At 73.1% G+C, this 15731-nt stretch carries 11 protein-coding genes and 1 pseudogene; 6 read left to right on the top strand and 6 right to left on the bottom strand.

Annotation, left to right across the window (positions count from 1 at the left end; all coding sequences use genetic code 11):
* The first annotated feature begins 74 nt into the window (after positions 1-74).
* From ligA to AB0J72_RS44195, 6 genes and pseudogenes are all read left to right on the top strand, one after another.
* A complete protein-coding gene (gene ligA / locus AB0J72_RS44220; protein WP_363411195.1) occupies positions 75-2216 on the top strand; it encodes an NAD-dependent DNA ligase LigA in 2142 nt (713 codons plus the stop codon).
* Positions 2217-3519: 1303 nt separating this feature from the next.
* The gene (locus tag AB0J72_RS44215) at positions 3520-3990 is read left to right on the top strand and encodes a hypothetical protein (protein ID WP_363411192.1); all 471 of its coding nucleotides are present in this window, start codon (positions 3520-3522) and stop codon (positions 3988-3990) included.
* Positions 3971-4489, top strand: a complete 519-nt coding sequence (locus tag AB0J72_RS44210; protein WP_363411189.1) for a beta-propeller fold lactonase family protein — start codon at positions 3971-3973, stop codon at positions 4487-4489. The genes AB0J72_RS44215 and AB0J72_RS44210 overlap by 20 nt, the downstream gene beginning before the upstream one ends.
* Positions 4429-4692, top strand: a complete 264-nt coding sequence (locus tag AB0J72_RS44205; RefSeq protein ID WP_363411186.1) for a hypothetical protein — start codon at positions 4429-4431, stop codon at positions 4690-4692. Before AB0J72_RS44210 ends, AB0J72_RS44205 begins: the two co-directional genes overlap by 61 nt.
* Before the next feature lie 15 nt (positions 4693-4707).
* Positions 4708-4836 (top strand): annotated as a pseudogene (locus AB0J72_RS44200) (putative Ig domain-containing protein); the annotation flags it as partial.
* 60 nt (positions 4837-4896) lie between these two features.
* Entirely contained in the window at positions 4897-5445 is a 549-nt protein-coding gene (locus AB0J72_RS44195; protein WP_363411183.1) for a hypothetical protein, read from the top strand.
* 75 nt (positions 5446-5520) lie between these two features.
* Here AB0J72_RS44195 and AB0J72_RS44190 read toward each other — a convergent pair whose 3' ends face one another.
* The 6 genes from AB0J72_RS44190 to AB0J72_RS44165 form a co-directional block, all read right to left on the bottom strand.
* A complete protein-coding gene (locus AB0J72_RS44190; protein WP_363411180.1) occupies positions 5521-6702 on the bottom strand; it encodes a pyridoxal-dependent decarboxylase in 1182 nt (393 codons plus the stop codon).
* Positions 6699-7703, bottom strand: a complete 1005-nt coding sequence (locus tag AB0J72_RS44185) for a hypothetical protein (protein ID WP_363411177.1) — start codon at positions 7701-7703, stop codon at positions 6699-6701. Before AB0J72_RS44185 ends, AB0J72_RS44190 begins: the two co-directional genes overlap by 4 nt.
* Positions 7696-9156, bottom strand: coding sequence for an APC family permease (locus AB0J72_RS44180; RefSeq protein WP_363411174.1), 1461 nt, complete (start codon positions 9154-9156; stop codon positions 7696-7698). Before AB0J72_RS44180 ends, AB0J72_RS44185 begins: the two co-directional genes overlap by 8 nt.
* A gap of 345 nt (positions 9157-9501) precedes the next feature.
* Positions 9502-11700: a carbohydrate-binding protein gene (locus AB0J72_RS44175; RefSeq protein ID WP_363411171.1), complete on the bottom strand. Its 2199-nt coding sequence runs from the start codon at positions 11698-11700 to the stop codon at positions 9502-9504.
* 129 nt (positions 11701-11829) lie between these two features.
* Positions 11830-12873, bottom strand: a complete 1044-nt coding sequence (locus AB0J72_RS44170; RefSeq protein WP_363411168.1) for a LacI family DNA-binding transcriptional regulator — start codon at positions 12871-12873, stop codon at positions 11830-11832.
* A 187-nt stretch (positions 12874-13060) separates the two neighbouring features.
* The gene (locus tag AB0J72_RS44165; RefSeq protein WP_363411165.1) at positions 13061-15544 is read right to left on the bottom strand and encodes an FtsX-like permease family protein; all 2484 of its coding nucleotides are present in this window, start codon (positions 15542-15544) and stop codon (positions 13061-13063) included.
* Positions 15545-15731: the final 187 nt, after the last annotated feature.

Here is a 15731-nt window from a genome sequence, read left to right as displayed (position 1 = left end):
AGCACCGTTGTTTGCGGTGCCCCGTTTTTGTCGTACCCCGTGGTTAGGCTGCTGGCATCTGGAGAGGGGATGCCGTGGTGCAGGAAGCTGGTGCAGGGCTGGTCGTCGACGCCGCGCGGGCGGAGCCGTTCGCGAGCGCCGAGGAGTATCGGGCCGCCGTCGGTGAGGTCCGGGAGGCGGCCGCCGCCTACTACAGCGGGCCCGACCTCGCCATGGACGACGCGCTGTATGACGCGCTGCTGGCCCGGGTCGCGGCGACGGAGGCGGCCCATCCGGAGTGGAAGGCCGACGAGTCCCCGACCGAGGTCGTCGGCGCCGGCGGCGGGGTCGTCGGCGACGTCGTGCACAGCACCCCGATGCTCAGCCTCGACAACGTGTTCGACGAGGACACGCTGCGCAAGTGGGCGGCCCGCCTGGAGAAGCTCGTGGGGCGGCCGGTGAGCGGGTTCACCGTCGAGCCGAAGATCGACGGGCTGGCGATCGCCGCCCGCTATGTCGACGGCCGGCTCGTGCAGGTCGCGACCCGCGGCGACGGCCGCGCCGGCGAGGACGTCACTGGTCAGGCCCGGCGGGCGGCGGGGCTGCCGGAGCGGCTCGCGTCGCCGTTGACGCTCGAGGTCCGCGGCGAGGTCTTCATGACCGACGCCGACTTCGAGGTGGCCAATGCGATGCGCACGGGCACCGGCGAGCAGGCGTTCGCGCACCCGCGCAGCGCCGCCGCCGGCACGCTGCGCGCGCAGGACCGCACCTATGACGCGCCGCTGTCGTTCTTCGCCTATTCCGTGCACCGCGACGAGCCGCCGGCCGGTCCGCACTCGGAGGCGATGGCGGAGCTGGAGCGGCTCGGGGTCGCCACGACCGGCGGTTCGGTCGCCGGGACGCCCGTGTGCCAGAGCATCGACGAGATCCTCACCGCGGTGCACGCCCTCAGCGCGAGCCGGGGCACGCTCGGGTTCGGCATCGACGGCGCGGTCATCAAGGCCGACCTGCCCGCCGACCGCGACGCCGCCGGCTCGTCCAGCCGGGCGCCGCGGTGGGGGGTGGCGTTCAAGTTCCCCGCCGACACGCGCATGACCCGGCTGCTGGAGATCAAGGTGCAGATCGGCCGGACCGGCGTGATCACCCCGGTCGCGGTGCTGGAGCCGGTGCAGGTCGACGGCGTGACCGTCACGTTCGCCACGCTGCACAACTTCGACGACCTCGTCCGGCGCAACGTGCGCCCGGGCGACGTGGTGTTCATCCGCCGCGCCGGCGACGTCATCCCGGAGGTCACCGGCGCCAAGCTCGACGAGCGCCCGGCGGACTCGGTGCCGTTCGAGCCGCCGGCCACCTGCCCCCGCTGCGACGGCGAGATCGACCGCACCCAGAAGCGCTGGCGCTGCACCCGCGGCCGGGTCTGCGGCGCCCACGAGTCCCTGGCGTACTACGCCGCCCGCCACTCCTTGGACATCGAGGGCCTCGGCGGCAAGATCATCGACATGGTCGTCGCCGCGGGCCTCGTCACCGACCCGGCGGACCTCTACGACCTCGACGTCCCGACGGTCGCCGGCCTGGACCGAATGGGCGAGGTCTCCGCGACGAAGCTCGTCGGCGCCATCGAGGCCTCCAAGAGCCAGCCGCTCGCCCGCGTGCTGACCGGCCTCGGCGTGCGCATGACGGGCCGCTCCATCTCCCGCCGCCTGGCCCGCCACTTCGGCACGATGCAGGCCCTGCTGGACGCGTCCGTCGAGGACCTGAAGCAGGTCGATGGCATCGGCCCGGAGCGCGCCGTGACCATCGCCGCCGAGCTGGTCGACCTCGCCCCGGTCATCGAGAAGCTCGTCGCCCACGGCGTCAACATGACCGAGCCCGACCTGCCCGCACCACCCGCCGCCACCACCGGCGACGACCCCGACGCCGACTCCCCCACGCCCGGCGCCACCATCGCCCTGCCGCTACGCCACCCCGACGGCACCCCGATGACCGTCGTCGTCACAGGCTCCGTCCCCGGCCTCACCCGCGACGAGGGCAACGAGGCCGTCGAACGCCTGGGCGGCAAGTCCTCCGGCTCCGTTTCCAAGCGCACCGACCTGGTCGTCGTCGGCGACGGCGCCGGCTCCAAGGCCGACAAGGCCGAGCAGCTCGGCATCCGCATCCTGCCAGCAGACCAGTTCGCCGCACTGCTCACAGCGTTCACCTCAGGCGACGAGCCCACCATCGCCACCATCCTGTCCTGACCCACCCACAACCCCCACCGCCCGCGCCATCCCCCACCGCCCGCCGGACGGTGTGCCCGCGCCCGCCAGACAACCTGGCCCGCCGGGCGCACCGGTCCGACGCGCGCACTGGGCTGTCGGGCGCACCGGGCCGTCGCTTGCCATGGACGCCTGTCCACCGGCGCATCCCTTCCGGCCGTGCTCTGAGGAGGCACACACACGGAGGTAGCAGCTGGGCCGCGTCCGCCGCTGTGCCGCACGAGCCTCAAGTCCCTCACCCCCGGCATGCCCAGCTCCCGGCACACCTGCAGCCCGGCGCGACCAGGGCCGGGTGCGCCTGGGGTCCGGCGCGATCAGGGCCCGGTGCACCCGAGGTCCAGTGCTCCCGATGCCTGGCGTGCCCGATGCCCGAGGTGATCTGGGCCTGGCGCGACCAGGGCCGGCAAGCCCGAATCCCGGCGCGACCTGAGGCCTGACGTGCCCACGACCCGGGTGCCCACGACCCGGGGTGCCCCGCAGCTCGGCGTGACTCGAGCCCAACGCGACCCAAGGCCCGACGGGGCCGGAGCCCGGCACGACCAGAACCCGGCGTGGCCCGGGCCGGCGCGAGCCGAAGCGGGCGTGGCAGGGCGGTAGTCGTGCCGTATTGCCATGTTCGGAAGGCGCCAGATGATCGGGAGACCAGCCCCGGTAGCCACCGTGCGGGCTGCGTGCGGCGACTCTGGTGCCACCGCCGGCTACGCCCAGGAGCATCGCCGGGCACCGTGAACTGGGCAGCACGCTCGCAGGTCCAACGCTGATGCACCGGCGTGATCCAAGGACCGATCTGGCCACCAGCACGACCGGAACCGGCCTTCGATCGTCAGGCTGGTCAACATTGCGACGTTGGACAGGTCGGGAAGCGCCGGAGGATCGGCAGTGCCGCCGCCGGATTCGCTCGAGAGCATCGCTGGGCACCGAGAAGTGGGCAGCACGCTCGCAGGTCTGACACAGATGCGCCGGCGTGATCGAAGGATCGGTCTGGCTACCAGTGCGACCGGAAGCGGCCTTCGATCATTGGGGTGGTTGATGCTGGGGCGTGGTTCTCATGACCGGCGCGGCGGCTGCCGTGCTGCGGAGGGCGGTGGTCCCTGCGGGATGCACCTGCCGCCACGCCGACCATCAGACCCCCGTTACGGCGAACCTAGCGCTCCGATGGGGATTCATTCATCGGACTTGTTGGATTCCGGACAGCTGTCTCGACAGCGGGGTGGTGTCGGTATGGAAGTGATTTGCCGGAAAAAAGGGGATTGGGTCACTAGCGTGTGCATGGCTGGTCCTGCTTGTGGGGGATTTCGTGCGCGGCGGGAATGTGATGGGGCTCAGGTTGCTGGTGGTCGGTGTGGTGCTCGGCGTCACTTCGGTGGTGGTCGTGGACGCCGCATCAGCCGCATCAGTGGCATCGGGGCGGGCGGAGGCGGCGTCGGGCCGGGCTGAGGCCGCCGTGCCCAGAGGGCGCGTCGAGTCGACGGTGTTGCGGGCCATGGTGAGCAACTACGTCGACGACACGCTGTCGTTGGTGGACGTGACGGCCGGGACGGTGACCGGCACGATCTCCGGGATCGACGGGCCGGCGTGGCTGGCGGCGTCCGGCGACGGTCAGACCATGTACGTCGCGGCTTACAACGGCGACCGGCTCTACAAGGTGAACGCCGCCACCCGGGGCCAAGACGTACGTCGACGTCGGCACCACGCCGGGCATCATCGCGCTGACGCCCGACGAGTCGAAGGTGTACGTGGCGAACTTCGGCAGTGACAACGTGTCGGTGGTGGACACGGGCACGTTCACGGTGTCGGCGACGATCACCGTCGGCACCGATCCGACCGGCATCGCGGTCACGCCGGACGGCGCCAGCGCGTACGTGGCGAACAGCGGCGACAACACGGTCAGCGTCATCAACACCGCGACCAGCACCGTCACGGCCACCATCGCGGTGGGCACCAACCCGCTCGGCGTGGCCATCACCCCGGACGGGTCGAAGGTGCTGGTGAGCAACCGGGGCGCCGGCACGCTGTCGGTCATCGCCGCCAGCACCAACACCGTGACGGCCACGGTACCGGTCGGCGCCATACCGTACGGTGTGGCGATCTCGCCCGGCGGCACGACCGCGTACGTCGCGTGCGCCGGCGCCGGGTCGGTCAGCGTGGTGAACCTGACCACCAACACGGCGGGGCGCCGATCACGGTCGGGGCCATGCCGGTCGGCCTGTCGTTCACGCCCGGCGGCGGCACGCTGGTCGTCACGAACGCCATGAGTGGCACGGTCAGCGTCGTGGACACCGGCACCGCCACGGTGACCTCGACGGTGCCCGTGGGCGCGCAGCCGCTGTACGTGACCGCCGCCTACATCGAGGACCAGTCGCTCGCGGTGACCACCGGCGCGCTGCCCGGTGCCTCGGTCGGCACGGCGTACTCCGGCACGCCGGCGGTGACGGGCGGGATGGGGCCGTTCACGTGAACGGTCAGCGCCGGCTCGCTGCCGGCCGGGCTGACCCTGGACGCCGCCACCGGAGGGATCAGCGGCACCGCCACGGCCGCCGGCACGACGACGGTCACCGTCAGGGTCACGGACGCCGGCGGCCGCACCGGCGAGCGCGAGCTCTCGTTCACCGTCCGCCACCCCGCCCCGGCCGGCGTCACGGCCAAGGGCCAGGTCTCCTCGGTGCTGGCGGAGTGGACCGTCGCGAGCGACCCCGGCGTCACCGGGTACACCGCGTCCGCCGTCCCGGGGCCGGCCACCTGCACCACCGATTCGCGCACCATCACCAGCTGCGTGCTCGGCGCGGTCGCCGGCCAGTCGTACACGGTGACGGTCGTCGCCCACTCCGTCGCCGGCGACTCGGTGGTCAGCACCGCCTCGGCGCCGGCCACGGCGATCGCCCCGGCCGCCCCACCGGCCCCGCCGCGGACGCCGCTCAAGCTGACCACCGACCGGGGGCCGATCACCTCGATCGCGCCCGGGCAGCCGCTGACGTTCATCGGTAGTGGCTTCGCCCCGTTCTCGACGGTGGTCGTCAGCATCTACAGCGCCCCGGCGACGCTCGCCACCGTCACCACCGACGCGAGCGGCGGGTTCAGCGCCCCGGTGACCATCCCGGCGGGGCTCGCCGAGGGCAGCCACACCATGCTCGCCCAGGGCACCGCCCCGGACGGCACCGCCCGCGCCATGGCCGTCGCCGTCACCACCACGGCTCGGCGTCGCTGCCGGTGACCGGCGTCGACACCATGACCCTGACGGCGCTCGGCCTGCTCCTGATCACGGCCGGCGCCTCGCTCGTGACCCCGGTCAGCAGGCCATCGAGTTCGGCAGGGCGGCGACGCCCTTGAGGGCGTGGGCGAGGTCCGCGACGAAGCGGTCGACCAGTTCGCGGGTCTTGCCCGGCATGCAGACCACGTGGGCGTTGCCGCGGTCGTCGGTGGCGAGCGGCCAGCGGTCCAGGAGGGGCTGCGGCGGGCGGGGGAAGACGACGGTGAAGGCGTGCTCCTGGGCGCGCCACGCTGGCCAGCCGATGCCGCGCAGCTGCCGCTCGGTGTAGCCGGCGAGGTCCCTGGCGGCGGCGGCCCGCCCGCGCAGGCCCGGCAGGCCCCAGTGGCGCAGCAGGTACCAGAGCCACAGCGGCGCGTGGCCGGACCTGGAGCCGGTGATGGTGCTGTCCGGGGCGGCGGTGTAGGTGATGCTGCCCCGGCCGGTGTGGCGGTCGGCGAGGGCGACCACGATCCCGCAGGGGAAGGGCGTGGCGAGGAACTTGTGGCCGCTGACGGCGAAGGAGTGCACGCCGTCGGCGAAGGTGAAGCCGGGCCGGGTCAGCGGGTCGCAGAGCGCCAGGGGGATGCCGGCGAGGGCCGCGTCGGCGTGGATCCAGCGCTGCGCGGGGTCGATGCCCGCGAGGGCGAGGGTCTTGTCGATCAGGGCGGCGTCGTCGACGGCCTCGGTCATGGTGGTGCCGACGGTGGCGACGACGATGGCGCCGGCGCCGGGGCGGCGGCGCCGGGCGACGGCGGCGCGCAGGTCGTCGTAGCGCATCTCGCCGCGGTCGTCGGCGGGGACTTGGTGCAGCCGCATGCCGAGCAGCTCGGCGTTCTTGGCGATGCTGTAGTGCGCGGCGGTGGAGGCGAACACAGCCGCGCCCGGGAGGTGCTGGCGGGCCTGCCACAGGGCCCAGAGGTTGCTCTCGGTGCTGCCGGTCGTCACGTACCCGTGGCGGTTGTCCAGCGGCGCGTCGACGAGGTCGGCGACGAACTGGACGACCTCGTGCTCGACGACCTTCGTGTGCAGCCGGTACGAGCCGCCTGCGGCGTACGGGTGCCCGACGTTGTTCAGCAGGACCCGCTCGAAGCGCGACACGGCGGTCATGTCGGGCAGGTCGGTGGCGCCGGGGAAGCCGAGGTCGTAGTCGGAGTGCCGGGTCAGGTCGGCGTACAGCTGGTCGAGGCGACCGCCGATGGTCGGGTCCGGGAGGGCGCTCACCTCGGCTGCGACCCGACGTCGACGATCCGGCCGAGCTCGCTCATCCAGCGCCACACGTGGTACGTGGGATCGTGCGGCTCGATCTCGGAAAGCGCCGGGTTCCAGCGCCACTGCATGCTCGGCACGCCGTAGTGCGTGTTGGTGTCGTCGACGGAGCTCTCGACGGTGAGGCCGTTGAACTGCTTGCGCCCGCCGCGGTCCAGCAGCAGCCGGGTGCCGTCGATGAGGCGGGCGAAGCACCGGCCGGGCAGGTCGAACTCGTTGGCCGCCTGCCGCTGGGCGTCGGCCCAGGTGCCGTACGGGGTGTCGAGGGTGCACACGCCGATGCCGGCGAACACCGCCGTGGCCGACATCGGGTCGCACTTGTTGACCATCTGCGTCCGCGGGTCGAAGCCGGGGTCGGCCTGGTAGCCCTCGTGCGCGTGCCGGGCCAGGCCGTACAGCAGCATCGGCAGGTCGTTGGCCTCGTCGTCGGCGAGGAAGATGCGGGTCGCGGTCCGCAGCTGTTGCAGCACCGGCACGCCGCGCTCGAGGTAGAACAGGGCGACGCCGTGGGGGCTGAGCGGGTCGCGGCGGCGGCGTTCCCACACGTGCCGGGTGTGCAGGACGGAGAAGCGCCGCAGCCGGGAGACGACCTCGCCCCGGAACGCGGCGGTGACGTCGGCCTCGGGGTTGCCGTCGCCCCTGCCGCGCGGCCCCTCCGGCGGGACCGCGCGCAGGTGACGGCTGTCGGGTTCGGCGGCGTCGTGGACGAACCGGCGGTGCGGCCGCGGGACCCGGTCGTACGTCGAGTCGCCGCCCGGCGTGAACGAGGAACCGTGCGCGGACGAGGAACCGTGCGCGGACGAGGAACCGGACGAAGGGCCGGACGAGAACGAGGAGCCGGAGGGGCCGGACGAAGGGCCGGACGAAGGGCCGGACGAAGGGCCGGACGAGAACGGGGAGCCGGAGGGGCCGTATGAGGCGGCCGGTGGCGCCACCGCCGGATCGGTCTCAAACATCGAGGTCCTTGAGCCGGCGGTCCAGGACCCGCAGCGGGTCCGGTCTGCCGCGCCCGACGTCGGCGAGCACCGGCGCCCGGCGCGACCGCAGCATGAGCGCCCAGACCGCCCCGACGAGGACGGTGGTGAGCACGGCGGCGGGGATGACGGCCTGCAGGATCGAGTCGCCGGCGATCCCCAGCAGCGAGGAGAGGTTCGTGAGCGTGACGAGCAGGATTCCGGTGCCCGCGATCACGCCCAGGCTCGGCAGCACGGTGCTGACCAGGAGGCCTTCGCGGGAGCCGCCGCCACGCCGGTAGTACCGGATGCTGCCGGCCGAGATGAGCACCAGCATCAGCATGATCCCGATGGCGCCGGCCGCGGACAGCCAGGTGAAGAGCACGGTGATCGGGTCGGCGCCGAGGACGACGAACACGCCGACGACCACGAGCGCGCTCGCGCTCTGCAGGACCGAGCCGCCGGTCGGGGCGCCCTCGGCCTGCCCGCTGGCGCCGGTGCGGGCCAGCCACGCCGGCAGGACGCCCTCGCGGGCCATCCCGAAGGCGTAGCGGGCGAGGACGTTGTGGAAGGACAGCATCGCGACGAAGACCGAGGTGATGAGCAGCATCGTGGCGAGGAGGCTGAGGCCGCTGCCGTACCACTCGTCGAGGACGTTGAAGGGCAGACCCGCCTCGGGGTCGGCGGCGACGGCGGCGATCCGGTCGGCGCCGACGGTCGCGGCGAGCGCCCAGGCTGACAGCCCGTAGAACAGCGGCATGAAGATGAGGGCGCCGATGGTGGCGCGGGTGATGCTGCGGCTGGTGCGGACCTCCTCGCTGTAGGCGGGGGCCGTGTCGAAGCCGATGAACGCCGCGATGCCGAGCGCGAGGGCGCCACCGATGCCGGGCGCCCACAGGCCGGGGAAGCTGATCGGCTCGGTGCTGATGGACCCGCCGGCGGGGTGGGCGAACGCGGCCAGGTCGAACAGCGCGATGACGACCAGCTCGACGCAGAGCACCGTCCCGACGACGAACGCGGACAGCGACACGTGCAGCAGCCCGCAGACGGCGACGGCGAGCCAGAGCACCGCGGCCCACACGACCCAGTTGCCGCCGAGCAACTCGGCGAGGGTGGCGCCGACCAGGCCGTACAGGCTCATCTGGATGCACGAGTAGAAGACCAGCGCGAGGGCGCCGCCGATGATGCCCGCGGTCGGTCCGAAGCCGTGCGCGAGCAGGGCGTAGGCGGGGGCGGCGTGCGGCACGTTGCGGGCCATCGACACGTACCCGACGGCGAGCAGGGCAAGCGCGATGCCGAGCAGGGGGAAGGTCAGCGGGGTGGCGACCATCCCGGTCGAGGCGTAGGTGGCCACGATACCGCCGGCCAGGACCGCCATCGGGGAGCTGGCGCCGATCTGGAAGAGCCAGACGCCGCCGCCGGACATCTGCCGGCGGGTGAGCCCGTACCCGGTCATCGGCCACCGCCGAAAAGACGACGAGGTGTCGCGGACTGAGTGGAAGGACGCATCGCGGCGCGCACTCCGATTCTTCAGTTGGCTGTGCGTGATCAGGACCGCTGCGCAGTGTATAGGCGAAAGTTACTCGGTGGCGCCCTGGCGAATCTCATGCATTCCCATGGGTCGTTAGGTCCCGAACCCCCGGGAACAGGCATTGGAGCACTCTGTGACAGGTGTGAGCCGCCCCACGAAGCCGGAGAATTTACCGCCTGGTGCCGCGCCCGTAACGTTCGGCTCCGCATGACGACGCCCCGCCGGATCCTGGGGACCCAGGATCCGGCGGGGCCGGGCGCGACGGACCGGTCAGGTCAGCCGCAGGTAGTCGATGTTGAACCCGCCGGTCTCGCAGAACAGGGTCAGCTGCTGGTCGCCGGCGGTGGCGACGGTGACCGGGACGTGGACGGACTGGTAGGCGCCCCACCCGCCGGTGTCCGGCACGGACACCGTGGCCAGGACCGCGCCGGTCGCGGCGCGCAGCGAGATCGCGCCGGGCAGCGGGCCGCCGGTGCCGGTCGCGACGCGCAGCTCCACGTCGTAGGTGCCGGCGGCGACGTCGAGGCGGTAGGCGAGCCAGTTGCCGGCGGCGGTCCACCCGACGTTCTTCCCCCCGCTGGCGGCGGGGTTGGACTCGATGAAGTTCGGGCCGCCGTCGGTCCAGCCGTGCTGCGCCACGTACGCCTCGGCCTCGACCTTCTCCCCCACGGGCGCGCCGTGCGGCCGGACGGTGACGTGGACCGTGCGCGAGGCGGCGGCACGCCCGTCGGTGGCCGTGACCGTGAGGTCGAAGGCGCCGGCGACGGTCGGGTGCAGTGAGACGGCGCCGGTGGCGGCGTCGACGGTCACGCCGTCGGGCAGGTACGTGGCGTAGTAGGACAGGGCGTCGCGGTCGGCGTCGGTGGCCTGCAGCCGCAGCGTCGTGGTGGCGTACTGGTCGACCACGAGCGGGCCCGGGTCGCGCAGGACGGGGGCGTGGTTGCGGCCGTGGGGCAGGTCGGCGTCCCAGCGGAACGTGGCGTAGGCGTGCGCCGGCACGGTGGCGACGAACGACTTCCCGGCGAGCACGACCCGCACGGTGCGGTCGGTGTCGAGCGCGTTGCCGATGACCGCGACGTAGCCGTCGTGCCGGTCACGGAAGACGACGTTGCCGATCCCGGCCGCGGTACCGCTGGAGGCGACCCGGACGTGCGAGGGCGTCAGGTACCGGCTGAACTGCCCGAGCTGGTAGAGCTCGTCGCGGACGGTGAACGTGCGGGAAGCGGTGTCCACCTTGACGAGCCGGTCCGGCCACTTGGTGGTGCGGGCGACCTCGTCCCAGTCGACGTTGTTGTCGCGGGCCGGGGTCCAGTGCAGGGTGCCGCCGTCCTGGTCGGTCGCCTGCGCCCACATGACGTAGGAGGACGCGTCGAGACGGAAGTCGGCGAGGACCGTCGCCGGGGACAGGTCACTGGTCTCGGTGAGGTGCACGGGCTTGCCGGTCTGCTCGTAGGCGTCCCGCATGACGGTGGGGTCGCCCCAGTACGGGTGGAACGCGATCGCGTCGGCGGCCCGTGCGGCGGCCGGGTCGTCGAGCACCCGGTAGTAGTTCTTCGTGGCGGTGCTGTTCGGGTCGCGCCAGTCCCAGAAGTTGAAGTCGTGGATGTAGAGGTCGACGTCGAGGCGGGCCTTGCGCAGCTCGCGGTCGATCGCGACGGACAGCTTCTGCTGCTGCTCGACGCTGATGTCCATGGCCGGGTAGACGACGTCCATACCGGGCTCGTTGAGCAGCGTCAGCGCGTCGACGCGGATGCCGAGCCGGGCGTACGCCTGGACGTACTTGACGTAGTAGCGGGCGAACACGTCGATGCGGTCGTCGCGAAGCTTGCCGACCTGGTAGTACTCGCTGGTGCTGCCGGGCTTGAGGGCGACCTCGCCGAGGAACTTGTTGTTGGTCTTCATCCACGCCGGGGCGCTCCACGCGGAGGCGAGGAACGTCGCCTGCGGGTTGTACTTCTGGATCAGCTTGATCGTGTCGACGATGTGCAGGTCGATGTCGCGCTGGATGGAGAAGTACCGCAGGTCGGGGTCCTCGGTGACGCCGGCGGGCAGGTCGTCGTAGGACCAGAACGGCAGGTGCTCGATGAGGTCGGGGCTGCCGATGGTGAGCCGGAAGCGGTCCAGGCCGGCGCCGGTGCGCGGGTCGACGAGCAGCCGGACGGCGCGGTCGCGCTCGGCGGGGGTGAGCTTCCACAGGTTCGACACGGAGGTCTCGTCGATCGAGAAGCCGATACCGGTGTACGACTGCCGCGTCCGGCTCGGGTCGACGACGACGGTCGCGTCGGCCTGGGTGCCGGCCCCGGCGCCGACCCGGGCGTCGGGCAGCGGCTGCCAGTGCGCGGCGCCGGTCGAGTAGGTGCCCGTGACCAGGGCGCCGGGCCGGGCGTTCGCCGCCGCCGGGGCGGCTGCGGCGCTCAGGGCGCCGGCGGTGACCAGCGCGACGGCAGCCACGGAGATGGATCGCCTCACGGCGCCTCCTTCTGCGGATGGTGGAGGCGCGCGGAATCCATCGACGCCTGTAACACGAAGGAAACACGCCGCCGCAGCAGCGTGTCAACCTTTTTTCAGGATTCGATGGAAGTTTCTATGAAACACGCGTCAAGACGGGACCGGACCGGTCGAGCCGCGCACCACGAGGTCGGTCGCCAGCTCCACGTGCAGCGCGTCGAGCTCGTGCCCGGCGAGCATCCGGCCGAGCAGGCTGACCGCCATCCGCCCCATCTCGCCGAGCGGCTGGCGGACCGTGGTGAGCGCGGGGTGCGTGGCCCGGGCGAGCTCGATGTCGTCGAAGCCGGCGACCGACAGGTCGTGCGGCACGCGCAGGCCCCGGTCGGCGGCGGCGCGCAGCGCCCCGACGGCCATCTTGTCGTTGAACGCGACGATCGCCGTCGGCCGCTCCGGCAGGTCGAGCAGCTCACCGGCGGCGCGGTGCCCCTCCTCCACCGTCGGGTCGGACACGGCGCGCACCAGGTCGGGCGAGGGCAGCACGCCGGCGCCGACGAGCGGCGCGAGCCAGCCGGCGAGCCGGTCGCTGCTGGCCATCCAGCCCGGGCGCCCGCCGAGGATGCCGACGCGGCGGTGCCCGAGCTCCGTCAGGTGCGTCACGAGCCGCCGGGCGCCGGCGAAGTTGGCCGCCGACACGGCCGCGATGTCGCGCGGCGGCGACGTGCGCGGATCCACGACCACGAACGGGAAGCCCTGGTCGCGCAGCCGCTCCAGGTCCTCCTCCGGCTCCGACGGCAGGATGAGCAGCGCGCCCGCGACCTGCGGCCAGCCGGTCAGCGTCTTGAGCACCTCGGTGCGCTTCCACGACGACTCGCCGGCGTCGACGATCGCGTGCATGCCGTGCACGTCGAGCGCCTCCGCGATGGCGGACACGATCAGCCCGAAGTAGTCCGTCAGCACGTACGGGCAGCGCACATAGACGCCGTTGTCCGCCTTCTCCGCGCCCGACCCGCGCCGCCGCGGCGCCTGCCGGCCGAGGCCGCCCATCGCCTCGAGGACCCGGTCCCGGGTGCCGGGCGCGACGTTGGCACGGCCGTTGAGCACCCGCGACACGGTCGCGATGGACAGGCCTGTCTGCTGAGCGACGTCGCGGATGGTGACGCGCTGCCGCTGCTCTGTTTCACCCGCTTGTTTCATCACCGGCCAGCATATCGGCTGGCCCGCCCGATACACGGTTGCTCTTCCTCCCGTCGGCGGCTCATGTACGCAGGGCGCTCCCGCCGCGCTGACCGGTGCGGCACCGCGGTGGGTGGTGCCCGCCACGCGCTGAACACGCACCTCTGGGGCCGGGCGGTTTCTCGCCCGGCCCCGTTGGGATCCGCTGCTACTCGGTGCGTAGTGCCGTGGCGGTCCGGGTCTTGGCGGCCCAGCCCGCCGGCAGGAGGGCGCCGGCGCCGGCGATGACGAGACCGCCGAGGACCAGCGGCAGGACCATCAGCGGGGCGTACACCTCGATGTAGGACGCCGGGATGCCGGTGTCGGCGGCGCGGCCCATCGCCGGCAGGACCGCGTGGTGGAGCACGATGCCGAGCGGGACCCCGATCGCGCCGGCGAGCAGGCCGGTGCCGGTGACCGAGGTGAGGACCATCGTGACCGTCTGCCGGGGCGACATGCCGAGGGCCTTGAACACGCCGAGGTCGTGCACGCGTTCGCGGGTGTCGAGCACGACCGTGTTGAGCACGCCCATCCCGGCGACGACGACGAGCATCAGGGTGAGCGTCGCGGCGAGCGTGTCCATGGCGACGACGGTCTCGCTGATCTCCCCGACGTTGACGTCGGCGCCGCCGCCGAGCGGCTCCAGGACCTTGTTCAGCGCGTCCACATAGGACTTGGCGGTGACGCCCGGGTCGAGGTCGACGTGGAACTCGACCGACTCCGGCTCGACGACGGTGCCGAGGGCGGTGAGGGTGGCCGCGTCGGTGACGACGCCCCGGCCGTCGTCGCTCAGGTCGAGCGACTCCCCCACGATCCGGACCTTGAGCGAGCGCCCGGCGTCGGTCAGCGTGGCCGTGTCGCCGACCTTGAGCCCGGTGGCGCGCAGGAACGCGGTCGGCACCACGATCTGGCCCGGCCCGTCGAACCACTTCCCGGAGATCATCTTGTACGCGCCCCAGGAGGAGTCCCCGGTGAAGGCGACGACGTCGGCGGGGGTGGTGAGGCCGGAGACCCCGACCTCGGCGTGCCCCGTGGTGAACCACCGGCGGGTGCCGGGCTGCGCGTCGATCGCGGCCTGCACCTTCCCGAGGGCCTCGGCGTCCGTCTGCGGGCCGCCCTTGCCGTTCTGCCCCGAACCGGGTGGCTGGCCGGCGTTCACCGGGGCGCTGGGGCCACCCAAACCGCCCGGACCGCCCTGCTGGCCTGGCTGGCCCGGTGCCGGCGGGCCGGCGGGACCACCGGGGCCGGGACCGAACGTGAACGCGTGGGCGACGACGGCGCCGGCGGTGCGGCGGTTGAGTCCCTCCTGGATGCCGGCGAGGGACGCGGCGAGGCCGACCCCGAACGTCACCCCGAGCGCGCCCAGGGCGACCGCCGCCACGATCGTCGCGGAGCGGGACGGGCTGGTGAACGGGTTCGCCAGCCCCAGGCTCACCGGCCGGGGCAGCGGCAGGCGGCCGAGCAGCCGCCGCGCCGTCCGCCCGCGCCCGCTGGCCGGGGTGCGGCCGACGGCCAGGGCGGTGACGGTGCGCAGCCGGCCGGCCCGCAGCGCCGGCACGAACGCGGTCAGCACGACCGCGGCGAGCGCGACGAGCGGCACGACCACGCTCACCCACGGCGCCACCGTCATCGAGGCGGTGCCGAACGCGTCGCTCTCGTCCGCCAGGACCGGCACCGCGGCGAGGTTGCCCAGCAGCACGCCGAGCGCGGCGCCGACGGTGGCCGGGATCAGCGCCTGGCCGATGTACGCGCGGGTGACCTGGGCCGGGGTGAAGCCGACGGCCTTCAGGATGCCGATGCGGCGGGTCGCGGCGCCGACCGAACCGCTCACCACGACGCCGATGATGAGCACCGACATGCACAGCCCGAGCACCCCGAACGCGACCACGAACGGCACGAACGTCGCCGCCCGGCGCTCCGCGTCGCGTTTCACGGTGAGGTACGAGGCGGCGCCCGTCATCGCGTCGGCGGGCACGGCGCCCGCGACGGCGGTCCGGTGCGCGGTGAGCTGCGCGTCGGTGGCGGCGTCGGCGAAGCGGTACAACATCTGGAAACCGCCCTTGACGTCGCCGCTGAGCAGCGCAGTCAGCTGGTCGGGGGTCGTCCACGCCTCGGCGCTGGTCCCGACCGACCTGGCGAGACCAACGACGGTGAGCGTGGGGCTGCCGGGCGAATCGGTGAACGTGAGCCGGTCGCCGACCTCCAGCGGCGACCGGCCGGCCGCCCACACGATCTCCCCCGCGGCGGTGGCCCACCGGCCGGCGGTCAGGTCGAGCCGGTCGACGGGCCCGCCGGGGTCGGCGCGGCCGGCGAGGATCGCGGGCGGCAGCTGGAGCCCCGGCGGGATGCGGCTGCCACTGACCGTCGTCGGGCGCAGCGACACGGTCCTGAACGGGCCGGCGGACGCGGTCGCGCCGGCCGCCTTCGCGGTGGCGGCGACGGTGTCCGCGGTGACGGCGCCCGCGTCGAACGTGGCCGTCAGGTGGGCGCCCTGCTGCTTGGCGAAGCCCCGGTCGAAGGGCGCCCGGGAAGCGTCGAGGAGGCCTGCTGCCAGTACCGACGCGGAAACGGCGAGCATGGTCGTCAACGCCATCACGACCGACTGGACCCTCCGCCGCCCGCCGGCCCGCACGACACTGCCCACGCCGCTCACGCCGCCACCTCCGCTGCGCTCCGGCGTCGGCCTGAGCCAACCAGCCATACTGGTGAGCGGCCCGAGACGCTCCGCTGGCCGCTCACGCCGCCACCTCCGCTGCGCTCCGGCGTCGGCCTGAGCCAACCAGCCATACCGGTGAGCGGCCCGAGACGCTCCGCTGGCCACTCACGCCACCACCTCCGCT

Origin of the sequence: Dactylosporangium sp. NPDC049742 (assembly GCF_040674675.1) — a bacterium.
GTDB lineage: Bacteria > Actinomycetota > Actinomycetes > Mycobacteriales > Micromonosporaceae > Dactylosporangium > Dactylosporangium maewongense.
The sequence above is the reverse complement of the archived record's forward strand: the minus strand, read 5'-3'. Positions and strand labels throughout refer to the sequence as shown.